Below are 22,964 nucleotides of genomic sequence, written 5' to 3'. Positions count from 1 at the left end.
CGATCAAATCGACGTCAATCCAAAAAAACAGTGGCTTGTTCAGCTTAGCCTTAAAGGATGTTTTGGAAAAGAAATGCCCAGCCATTCAGGCTGGCTGAGTAGGAATATTGGAAGTCTTCCGCTATCCAAAACGGCTATTGCAATATGCGTTTGGCTTACCAGGCGTTGCCGGATCGAAAATGGCAAGGGTATGCGGCTACCCGCTTACCGGAATGGCTTCCACCGGTTTATGTTGAGCAGGCACGTCCATTTTGCTCGGAGTTTCAGCCGGCTTGGGGGCGATGGTGGAGGCGGTCGTGTCGGGAAGAGGGGATTGGGGCCCTGGAATGAAAAGGATCAGGGCACTGCAAAAAAGCATAACCGCCAAGGCTGACAGGTATTTCGCCAGATTCTGAGCAGTGTTCATAAGGCACCATGGAGCAAGTCATCGAGCCTTTAATTTAGCGCTTCACATCGACTGCGGCTTGAGAATGGTTAAGGTGGTCGGCATGCCTGCAACAAGTGGGACGCAATGCTTGATTTGCACCAAATCTGTCATCGCGAAGCGACAGTCGGATGTCGTGAAGCACGCCTTTTCAGTGCCCCGATATAACCTTGGCGCTGATTGATTTCCTGCTCTTGTTCGCTGGACAGGGCATGGGTCAGGAACACGCTTTCACTCCATCGCACCTCGCTGCATCCGCAATGCGGACAAGTGATGTCGACAGGCTGTGGCTGTCCTTTGCGTTCGCCGCCAAATTCGTTAACTTGATACGGACGCCGGCAGCGGTGATTGTTGCAGCGTTCTACCCACATGCCTTTCCCCTTTTTGCGCTGATCGAACCAGCTTCCAATTCGCCGCATTTCAGCGATTTGAATAACCGGCTCGATCAGCAGTCCCGAGCGCAAGACGGCGTGTCTTTTCGGGCAGGGGTGGCCTGCCGGATTATTGCCCGTTTTGCAAATTTTGCTGATTTTGGTCTGAGCCGGATTGTCCCGCGACGTTGTCGTCCGGTGCCGGTGCACGTGAGGCACGCCGGTCTGCGGAGTTGCGGGGCGTCGCGCGGCGTTCGGCCATCCGCCGTTCCCGGAATTTGTTGAGATCGTAGCTTGCTGCTTCAAAAAGCGATTCGGGTCGTGTCATTTGCTTTTCCTATATCGCACCAAATTTAGTGCCTGAAGACACTTTAGACGGTGATGCCCATAAAGATTTGACGTGTGGCAAACCTTTTGCATCAAAGCCGATTTTGACTGCTGCCTGTTGTAAGACAAACTATGGCGTTTCGCATGGCGGTTCTCCCGGGGGTGCGTACGTGTTGTTCCAGATGCAGATCTGGCAAAAAGTCTTGACGTGTGGAAATTAGTTTCATACGATGGCTTCATTGTTTTAATTGAATGACGTTCGGTTCATGAACGGCAAAGCACTTAATTGGCAGTTAAACGAGTCTTGCGCAACGCTTCGAACAACAGCTCGGAAGATTGCCTTGGATACTTATCAAGAACGCGAACGCCGGTGCGGCTTTCAACAAGCGTCGAAGATACCGAATACCAGGATGGAGGAGACCAGTCCATGAATGTGATGTCCGTATTACCCCGCCGTTTGTTGGTCTTGTCATTCGCCATGTGCATGTCCGCACAGGTGTTTTCCGCCCCGAAGGAAGTGGTGATCGGTTCAGTGGTGCCGCTGAACGGTCCATTTGCCACCTTGGGCAAGCCGCTCGCAGAAGGTGCCAGTGCCTGTTTCGATTATGTGAATGAAAACGGCGGAATCAACGGCTATCGCGTCCGCTTCGAGGTGCAGGACGATTCCTTCGATCCAAAGATGACGGTGTCGAAAACACAGGAACTGATTTCGACCCATTCGCCGGTTGCGCTTCTCAATACCGCAGGCACCTTGCAAAACGCAGCCCTGATCCAGTCCGGCGTCCTGTCCCGCGCCAATATTCCCCTGGTGGGCCCCCGCGACGGATCCTCCACGGTGCGCGGCCTGCAAAGCAAGAATCATTATTTTCTGATCGCCGGCATCGCTGCCGAGGCGGACAAGATCGTCAATGTGTCAGCAACCATCGGACGCAAGCGGATGGTTGCCGTGTATTCCGATGACGGTTCGGGACGCGAAGCGCTGGCGCAGATCGAACGCGCCGCGGAGAAGAGCGGGGCCACCCTGGTCGCGCGATATCCCGTTCCCGCGGGGCTGAAGGATATTCCCGATATCGCGCGCAAGGTGGCTGCCGACCAATCGTTGCAGCAAGTCCTGGTGTACGGTGTCACGCCGCTGGTTGCGCAGTTTTACAAGGAAATCCGCACACTGCGCCCGGCACTTCCCGTCACGAGTTTCTCCACCACCTCGCATGCGGCGATCGTCGATATTCTCGGCGCCGAAGGAAGCCGTGGCCTCATGCTGACGCAGGTGACCTATCCGACCAGCAGCGCACTGCAGATCATGAAGGATTTCCGCGCCGCGATGGATCTGCAGCAGATCCCGGAGGTCAGGATCAACAATCTGCACCTGGAGGGATTTCTTGCAGCCCGGGTAGTGGTGGAAGCACTGAAGAAAATCAAAGGCGTCCCGACCCCGGAAGCCATGGCCGCAGCGCTTGATCAGCTCCACAAGACCGATATCGGCGGGCTGAACTACGACTTTTCGAACGGCCGGCGTGAAGGATCTTCATTCGTGCAGATCGGCATCATCGGTCCGCAAGGCCGCCTGATGAACTGAGGCGCGGTCGGCCCCTTGCCCGACTCTGTACCGGCCCTAAAGTTTATTCGTCAAACACCCGTATAAAAGACTGAAGCGGCGCGGCGCGCTACGGAAACATCCTTACGCCGCTTAGAAAATCAACCAGGAGGAGACACCATGAACAAAACAATCAAGATGCTGACAACGGCAATTCCGTTGGCCGCGGCGCTCGCCGCTCCAGGCGCAATGGCCGACGTGGTCAAGGTGGCCTATATCGACACCATGTCAGGCGCGTTTGCTCCGATTGGCCAGAACCTGTTCAACAGCTATCAATACAATGCGGAACTGGCGAACAAGCAGAAGCTCGCCGGTAACCATACGATCGAGTTCGTCGCATTCGACAACAAGGGGAGCCCGCAGGAGTCGCTGAACCAGTTGAAGAACGTCATCAACCAGGGCATCCGCTATATCGCGCAGGGCAACGGCTCTGGCGTTGCGCTGGCGCTGGTGGATGCGATCAACAAGCATAACGAGCGCAATCCGGGCAAGGAGATCGTCTACTTCAATAATTCCGCGATCGACCCCGACCTGACCAACAGCAAGTGCAGCTTCTGGCATTTCCGGTTCGACGCGAATTCGGATATGAAGATGGAGGCATTGACCACTTATCTGGCAAAAGATCAGTCGGTCAAGAAGGTGTACATCATCGGCCAGAATTATGCCCACGGACATCAGTTCACCCGCGCCGCGAAAGAGTACCTGGCACGCAAGCGCCCGGACATCGAGATCGTCGGCGACGACCTGCATCCAATCGCTCTCGTCAAGGATTTTTCGCCCTACGTTGCGAAGATAAAGGCTTCGGGTGCCGATACGGTGCTGACCGGAAACTGGGGCAGTGACCTGGCGTTGCTGATCAAGTCTGGGCGGGAATCTGATCTGAAGGCGAATTTTTATACCTACTACGCCGCGACAACCGGTGTGCCGACCGCGATGGGCGCAGCAGGTGCCGATAGGGTCAAGTCGGTCGGTAACTGGAACGTGAATAACGATACGTTTGTTGGCAAGGAAATCGTCGAAGGTTTCAAGAAGAAATACAAGGACGATTTCTACACGACACAGACCCACTCGGTCGTCCACTTCCTGTCCAAGGCGATCAAGGAAAGCAAGTCGACCGACCCGGTGAAGGTAGCGTTTGCGCTGGAAGGGATGAAGATGAAAGGTTTGGGTGGCGACATGGAAATGCGTAAGTCGGACCACCAGATGCAGCAGCCGATCTACATCACGACCTGGACGAAAACGAACAAGACCGATGTTCGCTACGACCAGGAAAACACTGGCTACGGCTGGAAGACCAATCAGAAGATCGACTCGTTTGTGGCCTCCCAGCCTACGTCCTGCCAGATGAAGAGGCCGTCTGCCGCCGATCTGTGACCTTCGGCACGGATGCCGCGCGATAAACGCGCGGCTTAGGAATGAACAAGGGGGAACGCTCTCACCAGCGTGCCCCCTTTCTTTTTCCCTGCATTGCCCGGTCCTGGGCGCACTGGTTTTGAGCAGGTCCAACATCTTGTTTGAAATCAAAGGCTTGGTGCGAAAATTTCTCCTTATCCACAGGGTTAGTCACAATATTTGTGGGTAAATCGCAGCGGGGGCGGCTGCCCGGCTTCGATTAATGGCATCAAGTGAGCGCCATTTCCCGATCAAGCGACGTATTAGGCAAAATTTTCGGCAGTAGCGAATGACGCGTTGAGTACCGTCAACACCCGAGAAGAATCGGCGCTGCATGATTCATTGTCCTCATCCAGTCGCTGAGATCACGATAATGTTAAGAATCGCCCTCGTCACCAATAATCCACCCCCATACCGCATACCGGTATTTCAACGCGTCGGGAAAGTCCCGGGCGTTGATTTTCACGCGATTTTCTGCGCAGAACGAGAACCTTACCGGCACTGGGATTTGCCGCCCATGGATTTCCAGCATACGTTCCTGAAAGAGCGGATCATAGAATTGCGGGGCCGCTATATCCACAACAATCTCGATGTCGTACCGACCCTCAAGCGGCTGGCACCAGACGTCATCATTACCGACGGTTTTTATCCGACGCAGCTCTATGCATTCGGCTACGCCGCCGCACGCGGCATCGCCCACGTGCCGCTCACCGACGGCACCGACCTTTCCGAACAGGCATTGAGCCATGTGCACAGGATCGTCCGGCGCGTGGTGTTTGCGAAGTCCACCGCATTCATTTCCGCCAGTGTCGGCGGACGCCGCTTGTACGAAAGCTACGGCATCTCGCCGGACCGCTGCTTCATATCCCATCTGTGCATCGATAACGAACTGTTCCAACCGCAACAGCCACACCAGCCGAAGGCGTTCGACTTCATTTTCTGCGGGCGTATCGAAGCCGCCAAGGGGCCGCTGTTTGCACTGGAAACCGCGCTGGCGACGGCGAAGAAAATCGGCCGCAAGGTGAAAATCCTGTTCGTCGGTTCCGGCAGCCAGGAAGAGGCGATCAAGAAGGCTGCAGCGCTGCACCCTCAACTTGTGGATGCGGTATTCCATGGCTTCGCGACACAACGCGAATTGCCGGACCTCTACCGTTCCGCAAAGGTATTTCTGTTCCCGACACGCGCCGATGTATGGGGCGTGGTGGCCAACGAAGCCTGCGCCGCGGGTCTGCCGGTCATCGTCTCACCGCACGCCGGCGTAGCCGGCGAACTCGTCCGCGATGGCCTGAACGGGTTTGTCTGCCCGATGGAAGCGGACCAATGGGCGCAACGTGCCGCCATCCTGTTGCAGCAACCGGATATATGGCGCAAATTTTCCGAAAAGAGCCTTGCCCAAGTAAGCGAGTATTCCTTCGAGAATGCCGCAGCCGGGCTGCTTGCCGCGTGCCGTGCATCGGTGCCGGCGATGGAGCCTGGCCGGACCAAGGTATCTGTTTCGAGATAAACACTGCATTTGCCTGCGTACCGCACCATGTACGAATCCGGCGAGCCGACCGGTTCCCGAGGCGGCCGAATGCGCATGCCGCAGGGATCGTACGCATATGGTGCATGGTGCGCACCACGCAGGTTAAAAGGATTCGACGATGGGGCTTTTATTTACCTATTCCATTGATGACGGCAATCCGTCAGATTTGCGAATGGCGGAGCTGTTGAGCAAGCATGGTATCAACGGCACGTTTTACATACCGATCAGGAATTCGGAGGGCGACACCTTTCCGGTCATGTCCGGCGCACAGATGCGTGATGTCGGAGACCAGTTCGAAATCGGCGCGCACACCTTTGATCATTGCCGGCTGAAAAATCTTGGCGATCGCGAAGCGCATTTCCAGATTGCGGAGGGCAAGCGGCACCTCGAGGACCTGCTGGGCCGGCCGATCACCGGCTTCTGTTATCCGGGCGGGAAGTACGGCAAGCGCGATGTGGACGCCGTGAAAGCCTGCGGTTTCCACTATGCCAGGACGACGATGAATTTGCGCTTCGATGCCGGCAACGACATCTTCCAGATCCCGACCACCATCCAGTTTTATCCGCATTCGCGAAGCGTCTATTTGCGCAACTTCCTTGCGTCGGGCAACTGGTCGAAACGCCGCGACGGTTTGCTGCTCGCAATGCGGCATGACGATTGGGTGGACCGGATGTATGCGCTGTTTGATCATGCATGCAAGCATGATCGGATGTTCCATCTATGGACGCATTCGAAAGACATCGATCAGCTCGATGCCTGGAGCAAGCTTGATGGCTTCATGGCGCATGTGGCTGCGAACGTCCGCGTGCAGGATCGTCTCAACAATGCGCAGCTGGCCGAGAAGCTGTTCAACCGGCGCACTCCCGCCGGCCTGGTGCGCTCCGGCTTGTCGAAGCAGGCGTAATGACGTTCCTGGCCAGCCGGAGCAATATCCCGGATCCGGTCAGCCGCCATTCTTCAGGTATTTTTTGACCGCATTCTTCTTCAGTACATCGCCCCAGGAGTCGATGCGATAGACCTCGCCGAGCTTGTGCAGGTCAACGCCGAACTGATCCTTGATCTTGAGCACTTCCTCGTCAATCGACTCCTTGTCGATTCCCGTCAGGTCCGACAGTGCAGAAACGGTCGGCCGTTCCAGCAAATCAATCGCGGACAACAGTACGAAAAGCCGGCGGGCATCGGCCTGGGGGTATTGGGGTACACCGAACTGGTTTCTCTGGAAGGGCATGTTTCCTCCTCGAAAAGAAGATTCGCAATCCTGCGCCAGCATATCGAAGCTGCTGGAAAAGCATGTGGGGCTTCGACAAGCTTGGCGGCACATTGTTGCGTCCAAGGTGCGATGGCGGTATTTCGTCGAGAAAGCGCAGGAAATCGCTGCTAATTGATAGACGTCTCAAAAGTCAGGCGCGGTACAAAAAGATTAGCTATTTGTCAGAGGAAATAGATCGCACTCTACGCTTCCTGGGCGCCGGAGCAGCCTCCTCCGGTTGCTCCGCAAGCTGCGCGATCCTCTCCTTGAGGAAATGTTTGCTGGATTCGATGATGCTTCGCTGCATGGTTTCGCTCGGCATTGCCCTGGCCATGAGTATCGCGCCGACGAGCTGGCAAAGAAACGCCCATGCGAGCTCTTCGCTTCGCAGACGTGTCGCCAGCACTTGCTGGCCTTTCAGCAATTCCTTTTCGAACAGGTCGCGCACGGAGTCGTCGGCCCGACTGATTTCTGCCGCGAGGGAAGGCAGGATGCAACCCGCCCCGGCATGCCTGACATGGCTGAAGCTGAGATAGCGGTCCAGTTCGAACGACAGCCACTCCTCCGCGGTCTCATGTGGATTGCCGGCCCACATTTCCCTGCTGGCCAGCAGCTCGCTTTCGATCAGTGCTTTCAGCAGGTCCGACTTGGATGAAAAGTGACTGTAAAACGCACCGCTAGTCACGCCGGCGGCTTGCATCAGTGCGTCCACACCAGTCGCCGCAAAGCCGTTCGCCTTGACCACTGCACCGCTGGCCTTGAGCAGCTCCCTGCGTTTTTCCTCTTTATGCCCTGGCTTGTAACGCATGATTGCCTTTACCCGAAAATGCTTGACATGCCACGGATGTTAACATAACGTTCGTTACCGTAACGATCGTTATTTAAATGCGGGGACGATAATGGCGGATGAAAACAGCAAGCAGGCAGCATTGATTATCGGTGCCGGCGACTCGACCGGCGGTGCGATCGCCAGGCGATTCGCACGGGGAGGGTTGATCGCCTGCGCGACGAGGCGCAGCGCAGAGAAGCTCCAGCCCCTGATCGATGAAATTCATGCATTTGGCGGACAGGCTTACGGTTTCGGTTCCGACGCCCGCAAGGAGGACGAGGTCATCAAGCTCGTGGATGACATCGAGCGCGATATCGCGCCTATCGAGGTCATGGTCTTCAACATCGGCGCCAATGTGCCGAGCAGCATTTTGGAAGAAACGGCGCGCAAGTACTTCAAGATCTGGGAGATGGCTTGTTTCAGCGGTTTTCTTGTCGGACGTGAAGTAGCCAAGCGCATGGTCACCCGGGGACACGGCACCATCATTTTCACAGGCGCGACCGCCGGACTGCGCGGCTCGGCTAACTTCGCGGCGTTCGCCGGCGCCAAGCATGCCCTCAGGGCACTGGCGCAAAGCATGGCACGGGAATTGGGGCCGAAAAACATCCACGTCGCCCACGTCGTGGTCGATGGTGCGATCGATACCGCATTCATCCGCGACACATTCCCAGAGCGGTATGCGCTGAAGGATCAGCATGGCATCCTGAATCCGGACCATATCGCTGAAAATTACTGGCACCTGCATACGCAACCGCGCGACGCATGGACGCACGAACTCGACCTGCGGCCCTGGATGGAACGCTGGTAATCGATATCCGGTCCGCACCCAGCCCCACGCCATCTCATGAGACAGGACTGCACATGAAACAGGTTGAATCTGAACGGCGCCAGCATTGCAAGGAGAAACGGGTGACACAAAAGGGAACAGCATTGATCGTCGGCGTCGGCGCCTCGCGCGGCCTCGGTGCGGCGGCTGCACGACGGTTTGCACGGGAAGGCCTGCATGTCGTGATCGCAGGGCGGACAGCGGAAAAAGTCGAAAAGGTCGCTGCGGAAATCCGGACCGCGGGTGGATCGGCGCAGGCGGTCACCGGCAACGGCGCAAGCGAAAGCGATGCGGCGCATTTCGTCGCCACCGCCGAGGAACACGGTCCGCTCGAACTGGTGCTGCACAATGCCGGCAGCAACCGGCGCGATGCATTTCTGGATCTCGACGCCGGCGATTTCGAGGCGCTATGGCGCGAGCACTGCCTGGGCGGCTTTCTTACCGGAAGGGAGAGTGCGCGCTGCATGGTGCCACGCGGACGGGGAACAATCCTGTTCACCGGTGCAACCGGCTCGCTGCGTGGCCGGGCACTCTTCGCGGCGTTCGCCGCCGCCAAGGCAGGCATGCGGGCGACTGCGCAGAGCATGGCGCGGGAACTGGGCCCGAAGGGCATTCATGTCGCGCATGTCATCATTGATGGCGGCATCGAAGGGGATCGCCTGTTGGCGGCGTTTCCAGAGCGGCAGGAAGAGCGCGGGCCTGATGGGCTGCTGTCCATCGAGGCCATCGCCGATGCCTACTGGCAGGTGCATATGCAACAACGCAGCGCCTGGACGCATGAGATGGACCTGCGGCCATGGTCCGAAACCTTCTGAACAGCCCGTCGGTGACAGGTTCAACCATGACCCACCCATCGCACCACGCCCGGCAGCAACCGGAAAAACCTGCGGCCGTATTCGTTCCGGGCGGGACGGCGCTTACCTATGGCGCACTCGAGGCGCTGGCGAATCAAGCGGCCCGCCTGTTGCAATCCCGCGGCGTGAAAGCAGGCGGCGCGGTGGTGTTTTGCGTCGACAACTGCCCGGCGTTCCTTCCCATTGCCTGGGCGTGTCAACGCATCGGCGTGCGCTTCACACCGGCCTCGACCCGGCTGGGCGCCGAAGACATCCGCTATATCACGCGCGACAGCGGTGCGACGGCGTTGATCGTATCGGTGAACACGGAGTGCGCACGGAACATTTCGCCGCTCGATCTCGACGGTGTCGAACTGTTCTCGCTGCACGGGGAGCTGCCAGGCGCCATCCGTTGGGAAAGCGCACTGGCGCGATTCGACGGCGCCGCCATCGACGATCCGCAACCCGGACGGGAAATGATGTATTCGTCCGGCACGACCGGCCGGCCGAAGGGCGTCCGCAAGCCCATGCCGGACGGCCGGTTCGACGATCCCGATCCGCGCAACGCGGGCTGGGAAAGCAGGCCGGGCGCCGGGCCGGACATGGTTCACCTTTGCACTTCGCCGCTGTACCATGCCGCGCCGTACCGCAATGTCGCGGCGACCCTGGCCGGCGGCGGCACCTGCGTCATCCTGGAAAAGTTTGACGCCGCGCTAGCGCTGCAGAGCATCGGAGAATTCGGCGTGACGCACAGCGTCTGGGTGCCGACGATGTTCCACCGGCTGCTGCGCCTCCCGTCCGACGTGCGCAACGCGACCGATCTGTCGACGCACCGGGCGGCGTATCACGGTGCTGCGCCTTGCCCGATCCATGTCAAGGAGCAGATGATCGCGTGGTGGGGACCAATCCTCTACGAATACTATGCCGGCACGGAAGGAATCGGCGCCTGTGCCATTACGTCCGACGAATGGCTGGCGCACAAAGGATCGGTCGGCCGCGCGATCGACGGCATCATTCATATCCTCGACGAACACGACAACGAGCTGCCGCCCGGCGCGACCGGCCTCGTGTTCTTCGAATCCGCATCGACGTTTGAGTACTGGAACGACGACGCCAAAACCCGGCGCTCAAGAAGCAGGCAAGGATGGTGGACCTACGGCGACATCGGCCATGTCGACGCGGACGGCTATCTGTACCTGACGGACCGGCGGGATTTCGTGATCATTTCCGGCGGCGTGAATGTCTATCCGCAGGAGATCGAAGATTTTCTGCTGCGTGATCGCCGCGTTCTGGATGCAGCCGTCTTCGGGGTGCCGGATGAGGAATTCGGCGAGGCGATACAGGCGATCGTGCAAGTGGCCGATGCCGACGCGTTGAACGGCGATGCACTGGGAACGGCGTTGCGGGCGGCGTGCAGGCAATCTCTCGGTCCGATCAAGACGCCCAAAAACATTCGGCTCGTGTCCGAGTTTCCCAGGCTGCCGACAGGGAAGATTCAGAAGAAGGCGCTACGGGATGCCTTCCTTGCGTCAGCTGTTGCCGGTAACGCCCCGCATGTCTGACTTTTTGAAAACCTGCTTGCCGCCTCAGGGTGAGCAGCTTCACAACCTTGGAGAGTGGTAATGAATCAATTGCGCGCGGAATTCATGTTCGATTTCGGAAGCCCCAATGCATATCTAAGCCATCGCGTCATTCCGGCGATCGAGGCACGCACCGGCGTGACGTTCGATTATGTGCCCGTCCTGCTCGGCGGGCTGTTCAAGCTGACAGGCAACCGGTCTCCCGTAGAAGCATTCGCCGGGATCAAGAACAAGATGGAATATGAATGGCTCGAAACGGAACGTTTCCTGAAGCGCCATGGCCTGACGGCCTTCCGGCGCAATCCCTATTTCCCCGTCAACACCCTGCAGATCATGCGCGGTGCCGTTGCGGCCAGGCATGAAGGCGTCTTCACGCAGTACACGGACGCCGTGTATTCCTGCATGTGGGAGCAGGAGCGGAAGATGGATGACCCGGAAATCATCAGGACATCGTTGAAGGATGCCGGCCTCGACGCCGATAAACTGATCACGCGCTCCCAATCTGCCGAGGTCAAGGAAGAATTGCTGGCAAATACGCAGCGGGCATTCGAGCGCGGGGCATTCGGCTCCCCGACGTTCTTCATCGACGACGATATCTATTTCGGCAAGGACCGGTTGCGTGATGTCGAGGAAGAGATCATTTACCGTCTCAAGACGAACAAGACGAACAAGACGGGCAAGACGCAATAGGCGTTCCTTGTTCGTTGCTAGAGCCCGAAATCCGGTTTCGCGAACGCAGCCGGACCTGCCTTGCCCGCCATATATTCCGGATCGCCAAACTCCGCGATGGGCAGCAGCAGTTTCGGATCATCGTTCGCCACGCGATTGACCGCATGAGAAACGCCCCATACCTGCATCCGGTCCGCATCGAAAGGCCTCAGCAGGGAAGCAGGTACGGAGACATCCTCGATCCCGGTATCGAGCCACTGATCCCAATCCGCCGGATCGACCAGCACCGGCATCCGGTGATGGATGGGAGCCAGCATGTCGTTCGCCGCCGTCGTGATGATGGTGCAGGTTTCCAGCAGTTCGCCCTCAATCGTTCTGCCGCATTCCCACAGGCCCGCAAACGACATGGGTGAGCTGTCCCTGAGCGATACGTAAAACGGCTGTTTCGATTTCTGCCCCAATACCGCTTTCCATTCAAAAAAACCCGACGCGGGAATCAGGCAGCGGCGCTTGCGCAATGCCCGCCGGAACATCGGCTTCTCGGCCACGGTTTCGCCGCGGGCGTTATGCAGCATGGGCAATGCCGACGGGTCCTTCGCCCAGGATGGAATGAAGCCCCAGCGCATGCGCGTGCCTTTACGGCCGTCAACATCGTTGCGTACGACCACGATGGAAGCAGTGGGCGCGATGTTGTAATGCTCGCTGTATTCCGGCATGGAAGCCTTGTACCAATCTTGCAGGGTAAGAGGCTGATGATGAAGGGGAAATCGTCCGCACATGCCGGTCATTGTAGGACGTAACGGGATGGTGTGCCGGCTAAAACGGCCGAGTAGATAAAGTCCTATTCCCTCGCAGAAAAAGGCTTGCAAAATCGCGCATGCAGACGGTAAAAATTGCAGCGGTGAGGAGGAGACGCCTATTTTTAATGCAAAGAAACGAAGTAAATGACAGCTTTGTGTCAGGCACGAATTTCGCTGAAGCCCTGCTGAAAGGGGTTCCAATGAAAATTCGATTAAAGAAACTCTCGACACAGACTATTGTTATCACAGGGGCGACAAGCGGCATAGGCTTGACCACTGCGCGGCGGGCGGCCAAGCGTGGCGCGACCCTCGTTCTGGCGGCACGCAATGAAGATGCCTTGCTGCATCTCGTGGATGAATTGGGCAAGCAGGGCACCCGGGTCGCACACGTGGTTGCCGATGTCGGCGTCGAACAGGATGTGCGCAGGATTGCCGAGGTCGCGATCGAGCGTTTCGGCGGATTCGATACCTGGATCAACAATGCCGGGATCTCGATTTTCGGCCGCAACGAAGATGTCTCCCTGGCGGATCAGCGGCGCCTGTTTCAAACCAACTTCTGGGGCGTGGTGCATGGTTCGCTGGTTGCGGTAGAGCATTTGAGGGAGCGGGGCGGCGCCCTGATCAATCTCGGCAGCGAAGTATCGGACCGGGCGCTGCCGCTGCAAGGCGCTTATTCGGCATCCAAGCATGCGGTGAAAGGGTTCACCGATTCGCTGAGGCTGGAGCTGCAGGCGGAAGGCGCGCCGGTATCGGTCACGCTGATCAAGCCTGCGGCCATCGACACCATGTTCGTCGAGCATGCGAAGAATTATCTGGATGTCGAACCGCGCCTGCCTGCGCCGATCTATGCGCCCGAGCTCGCTGCGGATGCGATCTTGTATGCCGCCGAACATCCGAAGCGCGACCTTTTCGTCGGCGGCGCGGCCAGGCTGATTTCGTCCAGCGCGCATTATGCGCCGCGGCTGATGGATACGATCATGAAGCGTTTCATGTTCAAGCAGCAAAGGACCGATGTGCCGGCAAGCGACCGTGACCGTAACAGCCTGCATGCGCCAGGCAGTGACCTGATGCAGCGACAGGGACAGCCGGGACATGTCTTCGAATCGAGCCTGTACACGCAGGCCGCGATGCATCCGAGGCCGGCGATGGTCCTGTTCGTCGGCACCGGTCTTGCCCTGTTCGCGTTGTGGCGCTACCGCCAGGGTGACCTGCGGTAAAGCACCTGCGGAATACTGTTCCTTCGACATTTTTTAATAAGATTTTTTCAAGGATGCACCATGTCTCAACTGACGCAAGAGCAAATTTCCAATCTGAAGCAGATGCTGGATGAGCGCGCGCAAGCGCTGCAGGGCGAAATGCACGAGGAAGTCCGCGACAGGGAAAGCTTTGGCGATGTCGCCAGCGAATTGGCTGATCCGGGTGACGCTTCCTTCGCCGACCTGACTGTCGACCTGCAAAACGCGGCATTGACGCGGGACGTCACCGAGATGCGCGCAATCGAGGCGGCGCTCCAGCGCGTGGAGGACAAGACCTATGGCGACTGCATCGATTGCGAGACGGCTATACCATACGAGCGGCTGGAAGCGCAGCCGACGGCGGAACGCTGCATGCCTTGCCAGGAAATGTATGAAAAGACCCATGCCAATGCCGCCGGTGGATCGGCGGCAAGGGGCGCTACCCTGTAGGGGGCTGCAAAGCCTGCCCGTCGGTGTTCTGGCCTACAATCATGCCAACGCCCGGGACAGGTTGCAGCGCCGCGTGCAGCCATCGCCGGGGTTCACGGGACCAGACAGCAGAGGGAGCACGATGAGCGATACCAGCACGACCAGCAATGCCGGCAACCTGAGCAATCAGGGCAGCACGCAGCATGACCTGCTGCGCAACATGCCGAAGGCAGAGCTGCACATCCATATCGAGGGTTCGCTGGAGCCGGAACTGATATTTGCATTGGCCGAGCGCAACAACGTCACGTTGGCTTATGCGTCGGTGGAGGACCTGCGGCGCGCCTACGCCTTCACCGACCTGCAATCCTTCCTGGACATCTACTACGCGGGCGCGAGTGTGCTTCTGACCGAGCAGGATTTTTTCGACATGACCTGGGCTTACCTGGAGCGCGCGCATGCGGACAATGTGCGGCATGCGGAAATCTTCTTCGATCCGCAGACCCATACCGATCGCGGCGTGCCGTTCGCCTTCGTCATCCACGGCATACACCGGGCGCTGGAGCAGGCGCAGGCGCAATGGGGAATGAGCGGCGCGCTGATCATGTGCTTCCTGCGGCACCTGTCCGAGGAAGCCGCGTTCGAGACGCTCGAAGAAGCGATGCACTATCGCGACATGTTCATCGGCGTCGGGCTGGACTCCTCGGAGCGCGGCCATCCGCCGGAAAAATTCGCCCGGGTATTCGCCCGCTGCAAGGACCTCGGGATGCGGCTGGTGGCGCATGCCGGCGAGGAGGGGCCGCCCGCATACATCGAGACGGCACTCGACCTGCTGCAGGTCGAACGGATCGACCACGGCGTGCGCTGCCTCGAAGACCCGGCACTCACGCAACGACTCGCGCGCGACAAGATTGCCCTGACGGTATGTCCGCTCTCCAATATCAAGCTGCAGGTATTCGATCGGATCCACGATCACAACATCCGCGAACTGCTCGATGCAGGCCTCGTGGTCACCGTCAACTCGGACGACCCGGCCTACTTCGGCGGCTACATCAACGACAACTTCATCCAGACCTTCGACGCCCTGTCGCTGCAACCGGCACAGGCGCAGCAACTGGCGCGCAACAGCTTCACCGCATCCTTCCTCGACGATGCGGCGAAGCGGCGCTATCTCGACGAGGTGGATGCATTCTTCGCAAAGGCTGCCTGACATCATGACCGAGGCACTGTCCGCAGCGGCAATGGCAGGCGGCATGTCGTGGGCCAGCGGCCTGCGCCTGTACATGACCCTGTTCATCGCCGGCTGGTTCAGCCAGATGGGATGGATAGAGCTGCCGCAGTCGCTGCAGGTGCTGGCGTTGCCGTGGGTGGTTGCCACGACCGGTATACTGACGGCAGTGGAATTTCTTGCCGACAAGGTGCCTGGCGTCGATTCGGTATGGGATGCCCTGCATACATTCATCCGCATTCCTGCCGGCGCATTGCTCGGGGCCGCGGCTCTGGGCGAAATGGACCCGGCGCTGACCGCCGCCGCCGCCATCCTGGGCGGTACCTTCGCGGCCGGCGCCCATGCGACCAAGGCCGGCAGCCGTGCCCTGATCAACACATCACCGGAACCGTTCAGCAACTGGGCGGCGTCATTTTCCGAGGACGCGGCGGTCGCGGGCGGGTTGTGGGCGGCATTCTTTTACCCCTGGGTACTGTTCGTCTTCCTGGCGATCTTCTTCGTGATGGCGATATGGCTGCTGCCGAAGCTGTGGCGCGGCATGCGATGGCTGTTCAACCGCCTGCGAATATGATGGACACCGATCTTCCTCCGCCTCACTTGCGCCTTCGGTATTTCGTTCAATCCCGCCGGGGCCGATAATCCGGAGCACAGGCTCCGGGGTACTTCCTGATCCGATTTTTCCTTGCCGGGCACAAGCTGCCGATGTCTGCAATACTGCTGGCTTTGCAGTGGCGCACGGATGCCGGCCGGTAGTCCGGCGCTGCGTACGGGTTCCACTCTGGCACCCATACCCCGCATTCCCGACAAGCACAAGGCGATACCATGATTCTTCAGGCGTTCCGTATGACCCGCCGCGACTGGCGCGCGGGCGAACTGCGTTTCCTTCTGGTGGCACTGATCATTGCCGTCGCGGCACTGTCCTCGGTCGGCTTCTTTGTCGACCGCATGCGCGCCGGACTGAACCGCGACGCAAACCAGTTGCTCGGCGCCGACCTGGTCATCAATGCCGATCAACCTGTCAACCAGGCATGGCGCGCCGAGGCACAGCGGCGCGGATTGCAGCTGGCCGAGACCGTCGTTTTCCCCAGCATGGCTCTGGCCGGGGAGGGGGATCGGGCGAAGTCGCAGCTTGCAGCAATCAAGGCAGTTACGGCGGATTATCCATTGCGGGGTTCGCTGAAGCTGGCAACCCGGTCGGGCGGCCAGCGGGAAACCCGGGACATTCCCGCGCCGGGAACGGTCTGGGTCGACAGCAACATCCTGACCGCACTCGATGTCGCCGTCGGCGCCAGCCTGCAGCTCGGTGACAAGACGTTCGCCATTACCGAAGTCATTTCCGTCGAGCCCGACCGCGGCGCGGCCTTCGTCAACTTTGCGCCGCGGGTGATGCTGCCGATGACCGACCTCGCTGCCACCGGCCTTGTCCAGTCCGGTTCGCGGGTCACCTATCGCTTGCTGATCGCCGGCGCGCCCGAGACGGTCGGCGCTTATCGCGGCTGGCTGCAGCAGGTCATGGAGCGGGACAAGCCCCGGGGCGTGCGGGTGGAGTCGCTGGAGTCCGGTCGGCCGGAGATGCGCGCAACACTCGATCGCGCTGAGCAGTTCCTGTCGCTGGTCGGCCTGCTGTCCGCGATGCTCGCGGCGGTGGCGGTTGCCATGGCCGCGCGTCGGTTCATGCTGCGCCATATCGATGCCTGCGCGATGCTGCGCTGTCTCGGCCTGACGCAAAATCAGGTCACCCTGATGTACCTCATCGAATTCCTCCTTGTCGGCATCGCCGGCAGCCTGCTGGGAGCGCTGCTCGGCTATGCCGCGCACTTTGTGCTGCTGGATTGGATTGGCAAGCTGGTGGCGACCGACCTGCCGCCGGCAACCCTGCTGCCGGCAGTGCAGGGCGTGACGATCGGCCTGCTGCTGCTGATCGGTTTTGCGTTGCCGCCTATCCTGCAACTGCGAAACGTGCCGCATAACCGGGTCATCCGGCGCGAGCAGGATGCGCCCCAGCCCGTCACGCTGGCGACGTATGCGCTCGGCCTGTTCGCCTTCCTGTCCTTGCTGTTGTGGCAGGCTGGCGATCCGAAGCTCGGCTTGCTGACGGCCGCCGGCTTCCTCGGCGGCTTGCTGCTGTTCGCGCTGGTGGCCTGGCTCGGGGTACGCGCGCTGCGGTCCCTGCGCGGCGCGCTTCCTTATCCAAGCTGGCGCTTCGCGGTCACCGCCCTGCAGCGCCGCAGCGGTGCAACCGTGATCCAGGTCGTGGCACTCTCGCTCGGTTTGATGGCCCTGCTGCTGCTGACCGTGATACGCGGCGACCTGGTGAGCGCCTGGCGCAACTCCACGCCGCCCGATGCGCCGAACCGCTTCGTCATCAACATCCAGCCCGACCAGAAAGCGGAAATCGAAACCCGGCTGGCACGCAACGGCGTGAGCGGCGCGGTCCTGTATCCGATGATTCGCGGCCGGCTTACGCAGGTCAACGGCAAGCCGGTGAACGAGGATTCTTACACCGAGGATCGTGCACGCCGCCTGGTCGACCGGGAATTCAACCTGTCAGCGATGAACACCATTCCGGCGCAGAACCGGATCGTTGCCGGGCGCTGGCTCGGCGATGCCAATGCCAGCGGCAAGCCGGAAGCCTCGGTGGAGGAAGGCTTGGCAAAAACGCTGAATCTGAAGCTCGGCGATACCCTGCAATTCAACATCGGCGGCCAGCAGGTGGAGTCGACCATCACCAGCCTGCGCAAGCTGGACTGGGGATCGATGCGGGTCAACTTCTTCGTCATCCTCGATCCAAAATCAATGACCAACATGCCGCAGACGCTGATCACCGCCTTCCACCTTCCGGAAGCGAAAGCCGGCCTGGTCAATGAACTCGCGCGCGACTTTCCGAACCTGACGGTGGTGGATGTCGGCAGCGTGATTCGGCAGGTACAGGCGGTCGTCGACCAGGTCGTCACCGCCGTGGAGTTCCTGTTCCTGTTCACCCTGGCGTCCGGTGTGCTCGTGCTGTATGCGGCGCTTGCAGGATCGCAGGATGAACGCACGCGTGAAGCCGGGCTGCTGCGCGCGCTCGGGGCAACGCGTCGCCAGCTGTCGCGCTCGCAATGGATCGAGTTTGCACTGGTGGGTGGACTGGCCGGGGCGCTGGCGGCATCCGGCGCGGCAGCGGTCGGTTGGGCGCTGGCGAAATTCGTATTCAACTTCGAGTGGAGCTTTACGCCGGTGGTGTGGCTGATCGGCTTGCTGGTAGGGGCGGCGTGCGCCTTCATCGGCGGCGCGGTCGGATTGCGCAGCGTGCTCAACAAACCGCCGCTGCAAACCCTGCGCGAAGGCTGAAGATCCCTCACTGATGGTGTCAACTATGGAGCGCCGGGGCTGCAAAATATCGATCAGTCCCGGCGTTTTCCGCTCCTCCGCCGCGCAGCCTGCCGCAGCGAAACATGTTTAATAAATAACAAACATCACCCTGCCTCTGCGTGCTTTTGCGCAAGGTCTTCCGTTCCTTTTCTCACTATCTTGTTGCCATGCGGTGCATAAAAGACTTCGGTTGACGATGCGCGCATGGGCAACATGTCTTGTCTGTCTGCATGCTTGTCATAGCTGAACAACGCCAAGTTCCATGTCCTCGTTCTATCGCGGTGCTCGTTGATACCGGTCAAAACAGGCATAGGGCGCTTACGTAGAGTTGTACAGAAGATAATTTGATGCTGTGACTGAAGGCAATTCAGCAAGCAATGCAGTAGAAGGCCCGGCAGGTTTTCTTACGCTGCTCATGCAGATTGTGCCGACTGGACGGCGTTGCAGGCACCGGTTATTGAGCGGGTGCGTCGGCGACCGACAGCTTATTAATCATTGCAAATGTCACGCAGGCGCGCGACAGATGTGTATATATCAGATGGGGTAATCTTATGGGCTTCAATTTCAAAGCATCCCTGAAAAAATGGGGCGTCGTGGCCGCAGTGCCATTGTTCGCCGCATGCTCGTCGATGTCACCCGGCATGCATTTGAACACGCAGGGGACCAATTCTTCAGGCGCCTCCGCACAAGGGGAGGGCGCGCTGACCAATGCGACCCTGAAACCGATCACGCCGCAGCTCGTGAAAGCGGAGCGCGAGATTCGTGAAAAGCAGGTGACCCAGGATATCAGCAAGCTGCTCGGCAAACCCGCGCCATACACGATTGCCGCGGGCGACGTTCTCTCCATCGTCGTCTGGGATCATCCCGAACTGTCCAACTCCGCCACGTCGGGCGGCGCAGGTCCTATCGGACTGGGTTCCGACGCTTCCACCGCGGCGACCACCGCGCCTCCGGCCGGATTTATTGTGGACCAGGACGGCATGATCCAGTTCCCGTATGCAGGCTCGTTGAAGGTCGAAGGAATGACACAGGATCAGGCACGCAACGCATTGCGTACCAAGCTGGCGAAATACCTGCGCGATCCGAAGCTGACGCTGCGCATCCAGTCGTATCGCAGCAAGCGGGTGTATGTCGACGGCGAGGTGAAGTCCCCGGGCCTGCAGGCGATCAACGACATCCCGATGACCCTGCTCGAAGCCATCAACAGGGCGGGCGGCGTGCTGCCGACAGGCGACCAGAGCCAGGTGGTGGTCAATCGCGGTGGTACCAATTACCACATCAATCTGCCGCAACTGGTCCAGCGCGGGGTCAATCCCGCAACCATCATGCTCACCGACGGTGACGTGGTGCGCGTGAGGTCGCGCGACGAGAGCAAGGTATTCGTATCAGGCGAAGTGGTCCAGCCACGGGCGCTGCCGATGTACAACGGACGACTCTCGCTCAATGAAGCATTGGGTGAATCGGGCGGCGTGAACCCGCTGAGCGGCGACGGCAGCCAGATCTACGTCGTGCGCCGTAACGGCACTGACCAGATCGTCTACCAGCTCGATGGCAAGGCGCCCGGCGCACTAGCGATGGCGGAAGGCTTCGAGCTGTATCCGAAAGATGTCGTGTATGTCGCCGCCACCCCGTTGGCGAACTGGCACCGCACCATCAGCCTGATCCTGCCAGGCGCACTGTCGTCAGCCGTCGGTGCCGCGGGAACCATCGGACCGGCGAGGTAATGCCGGGCTGACGGAATGCACCAAGCGCGCCGGCGCAAAGCAGTTGCCGGCGCGGCATGCACCAAGGACATGGCGACTATTCGCTCAGGCTATGCCTCTCGAGGCAGAGATTAACTTCACCCAAAAATTCCTATGATGACTCAATCCATACCCCAGTTGCCCGGCCCAGCCGGCCAGCCAAGCCAGGCCGGTGATGAAGTCGAACTGGCGACCTACTTCGACGTGATCTGGGAGAGCCGCTGGCTGATCGCCGGCATCGCCCTTGTCTTCACGTTGCTTGGTGCGATCTATGCGTTCAGCAGCAAGCCGGTCTATGAGGCAAACCTCATGATCCACGTCGAGGAAGAAGGACAGAAAGAAGCGAAGAACATCATCGGCGACGTCAATTCGATGTTCGATGTGAAGACATCGGCGATGGCCGAGATGGAACTGCTGCAATCGCGCCTGGTCGTGTCCCGCGCGGTCGATAACCTGCGGCTGTACATCAACGCCGGGCCGAAGCACTTTCCGGTGATCGGTTCCTGGCTCTCCGGCTACAACAAGGGCTTGTCGACACCGGGCCTGTTCGGCTACGGCGGCTACGTCTGGGGACAGGAAAAGATCAACGTCGGGGTATTCAACGTTCCCGAGTCGCTGCAGAACGAACCATTCATGGTGACGGCGCAAGGTAACGGCCAGTTCCTGCTCAGCCAGAAGGAAGAGCAGATCGAATTGCGCGGCAAGGTCGGCGAGATGCTGCTGTTCGAGACACCGAAAGGCAGCTTCGAACTGCGTATCGACCAGCTCGAAGGCCGTCCTGGTGCGCAATTCAACCTGACCCGCACGTCGCGTCTGGCGACAATCGAAGGCGTGCAGCGCTCGATGAGCGTCGTCGAGCAGGGCGGCAAGCTCTCCGGCGTGATCGGCGTGGCATTGCGCGGTTCCGATCCGCGTTGGACCAGCGGCGTCTTGAACGAAGTCGGCAAGGAGTATGTGAAGCAGAATGCGTCCCGCAAGACGGAAGAAGCGGAAAAATCGCTCGCTTACCTGAACAAGCAGATGCCGGAACTGAAGGCCCAGGTAGAACAGGCCGAAGCAAGGTATAACGCGTTCCGCAACTCGAACGGCACAGTCGATCTGTCGGAAGAATCGAAGCTGAGCCTGCAGGAATCTTCCGCCGCCAAGTTGCGCCGGGTCGAGCTGCAGCAGAAGCGCCTCGAACTGATGACGCGCTATACCAGCGACCATCCGCTGGTACAAGGTATCGATTCCCAGATCAAGGAGACGAACAGCCAGATCAACGCCACGAACGAGCGCATCAAATCGCTGCCGATGATCGAGCAGAACCTGGTGCGCCTGCAACGTGAAGTGAAAGTGAATACCGAGCTGTATACGGCGCTGGTCAACACGGCCCAGCAATTGCGCCTCGCCGCGGTCGGCAAGGTCAGCAACGTACGCCTGATCGACGCGGCCATGACACCGGAGCGCCCGATCAAACCGAATCGTCCGATGATCCTTGCCATGTCGCTGCTGGCCGGCTTGTTCCTCGGCGTGCTGATCGCGTTCTTCCGCAAATCGCTCTACGGTGGCATCGATACGCCCGAGCAGCTTGAAAAAGTCACGGGTCTGCCGGTGTTCGCGACCATCCCGCACAGCAAGCGCCAGAAGGAGCTGTATCAGCAGGTCAATGCCAAGCATCAGAAGGTGCCGCTGCTCGCCAGCGTATCATCGGCCGATGCCGCGGTGGAAAGCCTGCGCAACTTCCGCACTGCGCTGCAGTACTCGCTGCCGCAGTTCAAGAACAACATCGTCATGATCACCGGTGCAACGCCAGGCATGGGCAAATCCTTCGTGTCGGCCAACCTGGCGGCCATCATGGCGGCCACCGGCAAGAAGGTGCTGCTGGTCGATGCCGACTTGCGCAACGGGCTGCTGCACCTGTACTTCGGCTTCGGCCGCCAGGACGGCCTGTCGGATGCCATCGCCGGCGCCCGCCGTCTCGACCAGGTCATCCATCGCAACGTGATCGACAACATGGACTTCATCTCGACCGGCACATTGCCGCAGAGCCCGGCCGAGCTGCTGCTTCGTCCAAGCCTGGGCAGCTACCTGCAGCAACTGTCGTCCAGCTATGACCTCGTGCTGATCGATGCACCGCCGATCCTCGCAGTCGCAGACACCATGATCGTCGGTGCGCATGTCGGCGCCATCTACATCATGACCCGTGCCGGCGTCACGACGCCGGGCGAGATCAACGAGTCGATGAAGCGCCTTGCACAAGCCGGGCTGTCCGCCAAGGGCGTGCTGTTCAATGACCTGAAAGTGCGTCCGGGCCGCTACGGTTACGGTTACACCTATGGCCAGGGCCGTACCGAGCCGACCACAAAGCTCATCGGCGCATCCTGATCATCAGCAGGCGACTCCTTTTCTCCGCGTGGAGAAAGGAGTCTCTGGGGATGCTTCACACATCAACATTCTCGGGGCCGGACAAACCGGCCCGTTTTATTGAACGCTTTTCTGCCTCACTGATATCGTGCTGACTCTATCTCCCACCATTTTCAAGGCATACGACATCCGCGGCATCATCGGCAAGACGCTT

The 22,964-nt window shown here is 59.6% G+C and carries 20 protein-coding genes; 16 read left to right on the top strand and 4 right to left on the bottom strand.

The features are described 5' to 3' along the window. Positions 1 to 594 precede the first annotated feature (594 nt). On the top strand, positions 595 to 1,080 hold the full coding sequence (locus V7080_RS08740) for a hypothetical protein (RefSeq protein ID WP_334188009.1): 486 nt from the start codon (positions 595 to 597) through the stop codon (positions 1,078 to 1,080). A gap of 324 nt (positions 1,081 to 1,404) precedes the next feature. Here V7080_RS08740 and V7080_RS08735 read toward each other — a convergent pair whose 3' ends face one another. Then, entirely contained in the window at positions 1,405 to 1,602 is a 198-nt protein-coding gene (locus V7080_RS08735; RefSeq protein ID WP_334188008.1) for a hypothetical protein, read from the bottom strand. On the opposite strand from V7080_RS08735, the gene V7080_RS08730 reads away from it, so the two are divergent. The 4 genes from V7080_RS08730 (at position 1,601) to V7080_RS08715 (ending at position 6,537) form a co-directional block, all read left to right on the top strand. Continuing rightward, positions 1,601 to 2,698 (top strand): ABC transporter substrate-binding protein, encoded by a 1,098-nt coding sequence (locus V7080_RS08730; RefSeq protein WP_334188007.1) that lies wholly within the window; start codon positions 1,601 to 1,603, stop codon positions 2,696 to 2,698. The genes V7080_RS08735 and V7080_RS08730 overlap by 2 nt on opposite strands. A 138-nt stretch (positions 2,699 to 2,836) precedes the next feature. After that, positions 2,837 to 4,090 (top strand): branched-chain amino acid ABC transporter substrate-binding protein, encoded by a 1,254-nt coding sequence (locus tag V7080_RS08725; RefSeq protein ID WP_442947206.1) that lies wholly within the window; start codon positions 2,837 to 2,839, stop codon positions 4,088 to 4,090. A 391-nt stretch (positions 4,091 to 4,481) separates the two neighbouring features. After that, entirely contained in the window at positions 4,482 to 5,612 is a 1,131-nt protein-coding gene (locus tag V7080_RS08720) for a glycosyltransferase family 4 protein (RefSeq protein WP_334188006.1), read from the top strand. Between the two features lie 139 nt (positions 5,613 to 5,751). Continuing rightward, the gene (locus V7080_RS08715) at positions 5,752 to 6,537 is read left to right on the top strand and encodes a polysaccharide deacetylase family protein (protein ID WP_334188005.1); all 786 of its coding nucleotides are present in this window, start codon (positions 5,752 to 5,754) and stop codon (positions 6,535 to 6,537) included. Positions 6,538 to 6,576: 39 nt separating this feature from the next. Here the strand turns inward: V7080_RS08715 and V7080_RS08710 are convergent, their stop codons facing one another. Then, positions 6,577 to 6,861 (bottom strand): hypothetical protein, encoded by a 285-nt coding sequence (locus tag V7080_RS08710; protein ID WP_334188004.1) that lies wholly within the window; start codon positions 6,859 to 6,861, stop codon positions 6,577 to 6,579. A gap of 196 nt (positions 6,862 to 7,057) precedes the next feature. Then, on the bottom strand, positions 7,058 to 7,690 hold the full coding sequence (locus V7080_RS08705; RefSeq protein WP_334188003.1) for a TetR/AcrR family transcriptional regulator: 633 nt from the start codon (positions 7,688 to 7,690) through the stop codon (positions 7,058 to 7,060). Between the two features lie 91 nt (positions 7,691 to 7,781). Here V7080_RS08705 and V7080_RS08700 point away from each other — a divergent pair, with 91 nt between their 5' ends. The 4 genes from V7080_RS08700 to V7080_RS08685 are packed head-to-tail and all read left to right on the top strand — an operon-like array spanning position 7,782 to position 11,640. Continuing rightward, a complete protein-coding gene (locus V7080_RS08700; protein WP_334188002.1) occupies positions 7,782 to 8,519 on the top strand; it encodes an SDR family oxidoreductase in 738 nt (245 codons plus the stop codon). Between the two features lie 53 nt (positions 8,520 to 8,572). Beyond that, complete coding sequence (locus tag V7080_RS08695) at positions 8,573 to 9,352, top strand: SDR family NAD(P)-dependent oxidoreductase (protein ID WP_334188001.1); 780 nt, start codon at positions 8,573 to 8,575, stop codon at positions 9,350 to 9,352. 26 nt (positions 9,353 to 9,378) lie between these two features. Then, the gene (locus tag V7080_RS08690; protein ID WP_334188000.1) at positions 9,379 to 10,932 is read left to right on the top strand and encodes an AMP-binding protein; all 1,554 of its coding nucleotides are present in this window, start codon (positions 9,379 to 9,381) and stop codon (positions 10,930 to 10,932) included. 60 nt (positions 10,933 to 10,992) lie between these two features. Next, the gene (locus V7080_RS08685) at positions 10,993 to 11,640 is read left to right on the top strand and encodes a 2-hydroxychromene-2-carboxylate isomerase (RefSeq protein ID WP_334187999.1); all 648 of its coding nucleotides are present in this window, start codon (positions 10,993 to 10,995) and stop codon (positions 11,638 to 11,640) included. A gap of 17 nt (positions 11,641 to 11,657) precedes the next feature. Here V7080_RS08685 and V7080_RS08680 read toward each other — a convergent pair whose 3' ends face one another. After that, a complete protein-coding gene (locus V7080_RS08680; RefSeq protein ID WP_334187998.1) occupies positions 11,658 to 12,398 on the bottom strand; it encodes an SOS response-associated peptidase in 741 nt (246 codons plus the stop codon). Positions 12,399 to 12,619: 221 nt separating this feature from the next. On the opposite strand from V7080_RS08680, the gene V7080_RS08675 reads away from it, so the two are divergent. The 7 genes from V7080_RS08675 (at position 12,620) to V7080_RS08645 (ending at position 22,771) form a co-directional block, all read left to right on the top strand. Continuing rightward, positions 12,620 to 13,636, top strand: coding sequence for an SDR family oxidoreductase (locus V7080_RS08675; protein ID WP_334187997.1), 1,017 nt, complete (start codon positions 12,620 to 12,622; stop codon positions 13,634 to 13,636). A gap of 60 nt (positions 13,637 to 13,696) precedes the next feature. After that, the gene (locus tag V7080_RS08670) at positions 13,697 to 14,104 is read left to right on the top strand and encodes a TraR/DksA family transcriptional regulator (RefSeq protein ID WP_334187996.1); all 408 of its coding nucleotides are present in this window, start codon (positions 13,697 to 13,699) and stop codon (positions 14,102 to 14,104) included. 121 nt (positions 14,105 to 14,225) lie between these two features. Continuing rightward, positions 14,226 to 15,290 (top strand): adenosine deaminase, encoded by a 1,065-nt coding sequence (locus V7080_RS08665; protein WP_334187995.1) that lies wholly within the window; start codon positions 14,226 to 14,228, stop codon positions 15,288 to 15,290. A 4-nt stretch (positions 15,291 to 15,294) separates the two neighbouring features. Then, positions 15,295 to 15,879 (top strand): DUF4126 domain-containing protein, encoded by a 585-nt coding sequence (locus V7080_RS08660; protein WP_334187994.1) that lies wholly within the window; start codon positions 15,295 to 15,297, stop codon positions 15,877 to 15,879. 251 nt (positions 15,880 to 16,130) lie between these two features. Continuing rightward, a complete protein-coding gene (locus V7080_RS08655) occupies positions 16,131 to 18,641 on the top strand; it encodes an ABC transporter permease (protein WP_442947205.1) in 2,511 nt (836 codons plus the stop codon). 572 nt (positions 18,642 to 19,213) lie between these two features. Next, positions 19,214 to 20,386: a polysaccharide biosynthesis/export family protein gene (locus V7080_RS08650; protein ID WP_334187992.1), complete on the top strand. Its 1,173-nt coding sequence runs from the start codon at positions 19,214 to 19,216 to the stop codon at positions 20,384 to 20,386. 135 nt (positions 20,387 to 20,521) lie between these two features. Then, on the top strand, positions 20,522 to 22,771 hold the full coding sequence (locus V7080_RS08645; RefSeq protein ID WP_334187991.1) for a polysaccharide biosynthesis tyrosine autokinase: 2,250 nt from the start codon (positions 20,522 to 20,524) through the stop codon (positions 22,769 to 22,771). Positions 22,772 to 22,964 lie beyond the last annotated feature (193 nt).

The sequence above is a fragment of the Noviherbaspirillum sp. genome (genome assembly GCF_036846085.1).
Taxonomy (GTDB): domain Bacteria; phylum Pseudomonadota; class Gammaproteobacteria; order Burkholderiales; family Burkholderiaceae_D; genus Noviherbaspirillum.
The sequence above is the reverse complement of the archived record's forward strand: the minus strand, read 5'-3'. Positions and strand labels throughout refer to the sequence as shown.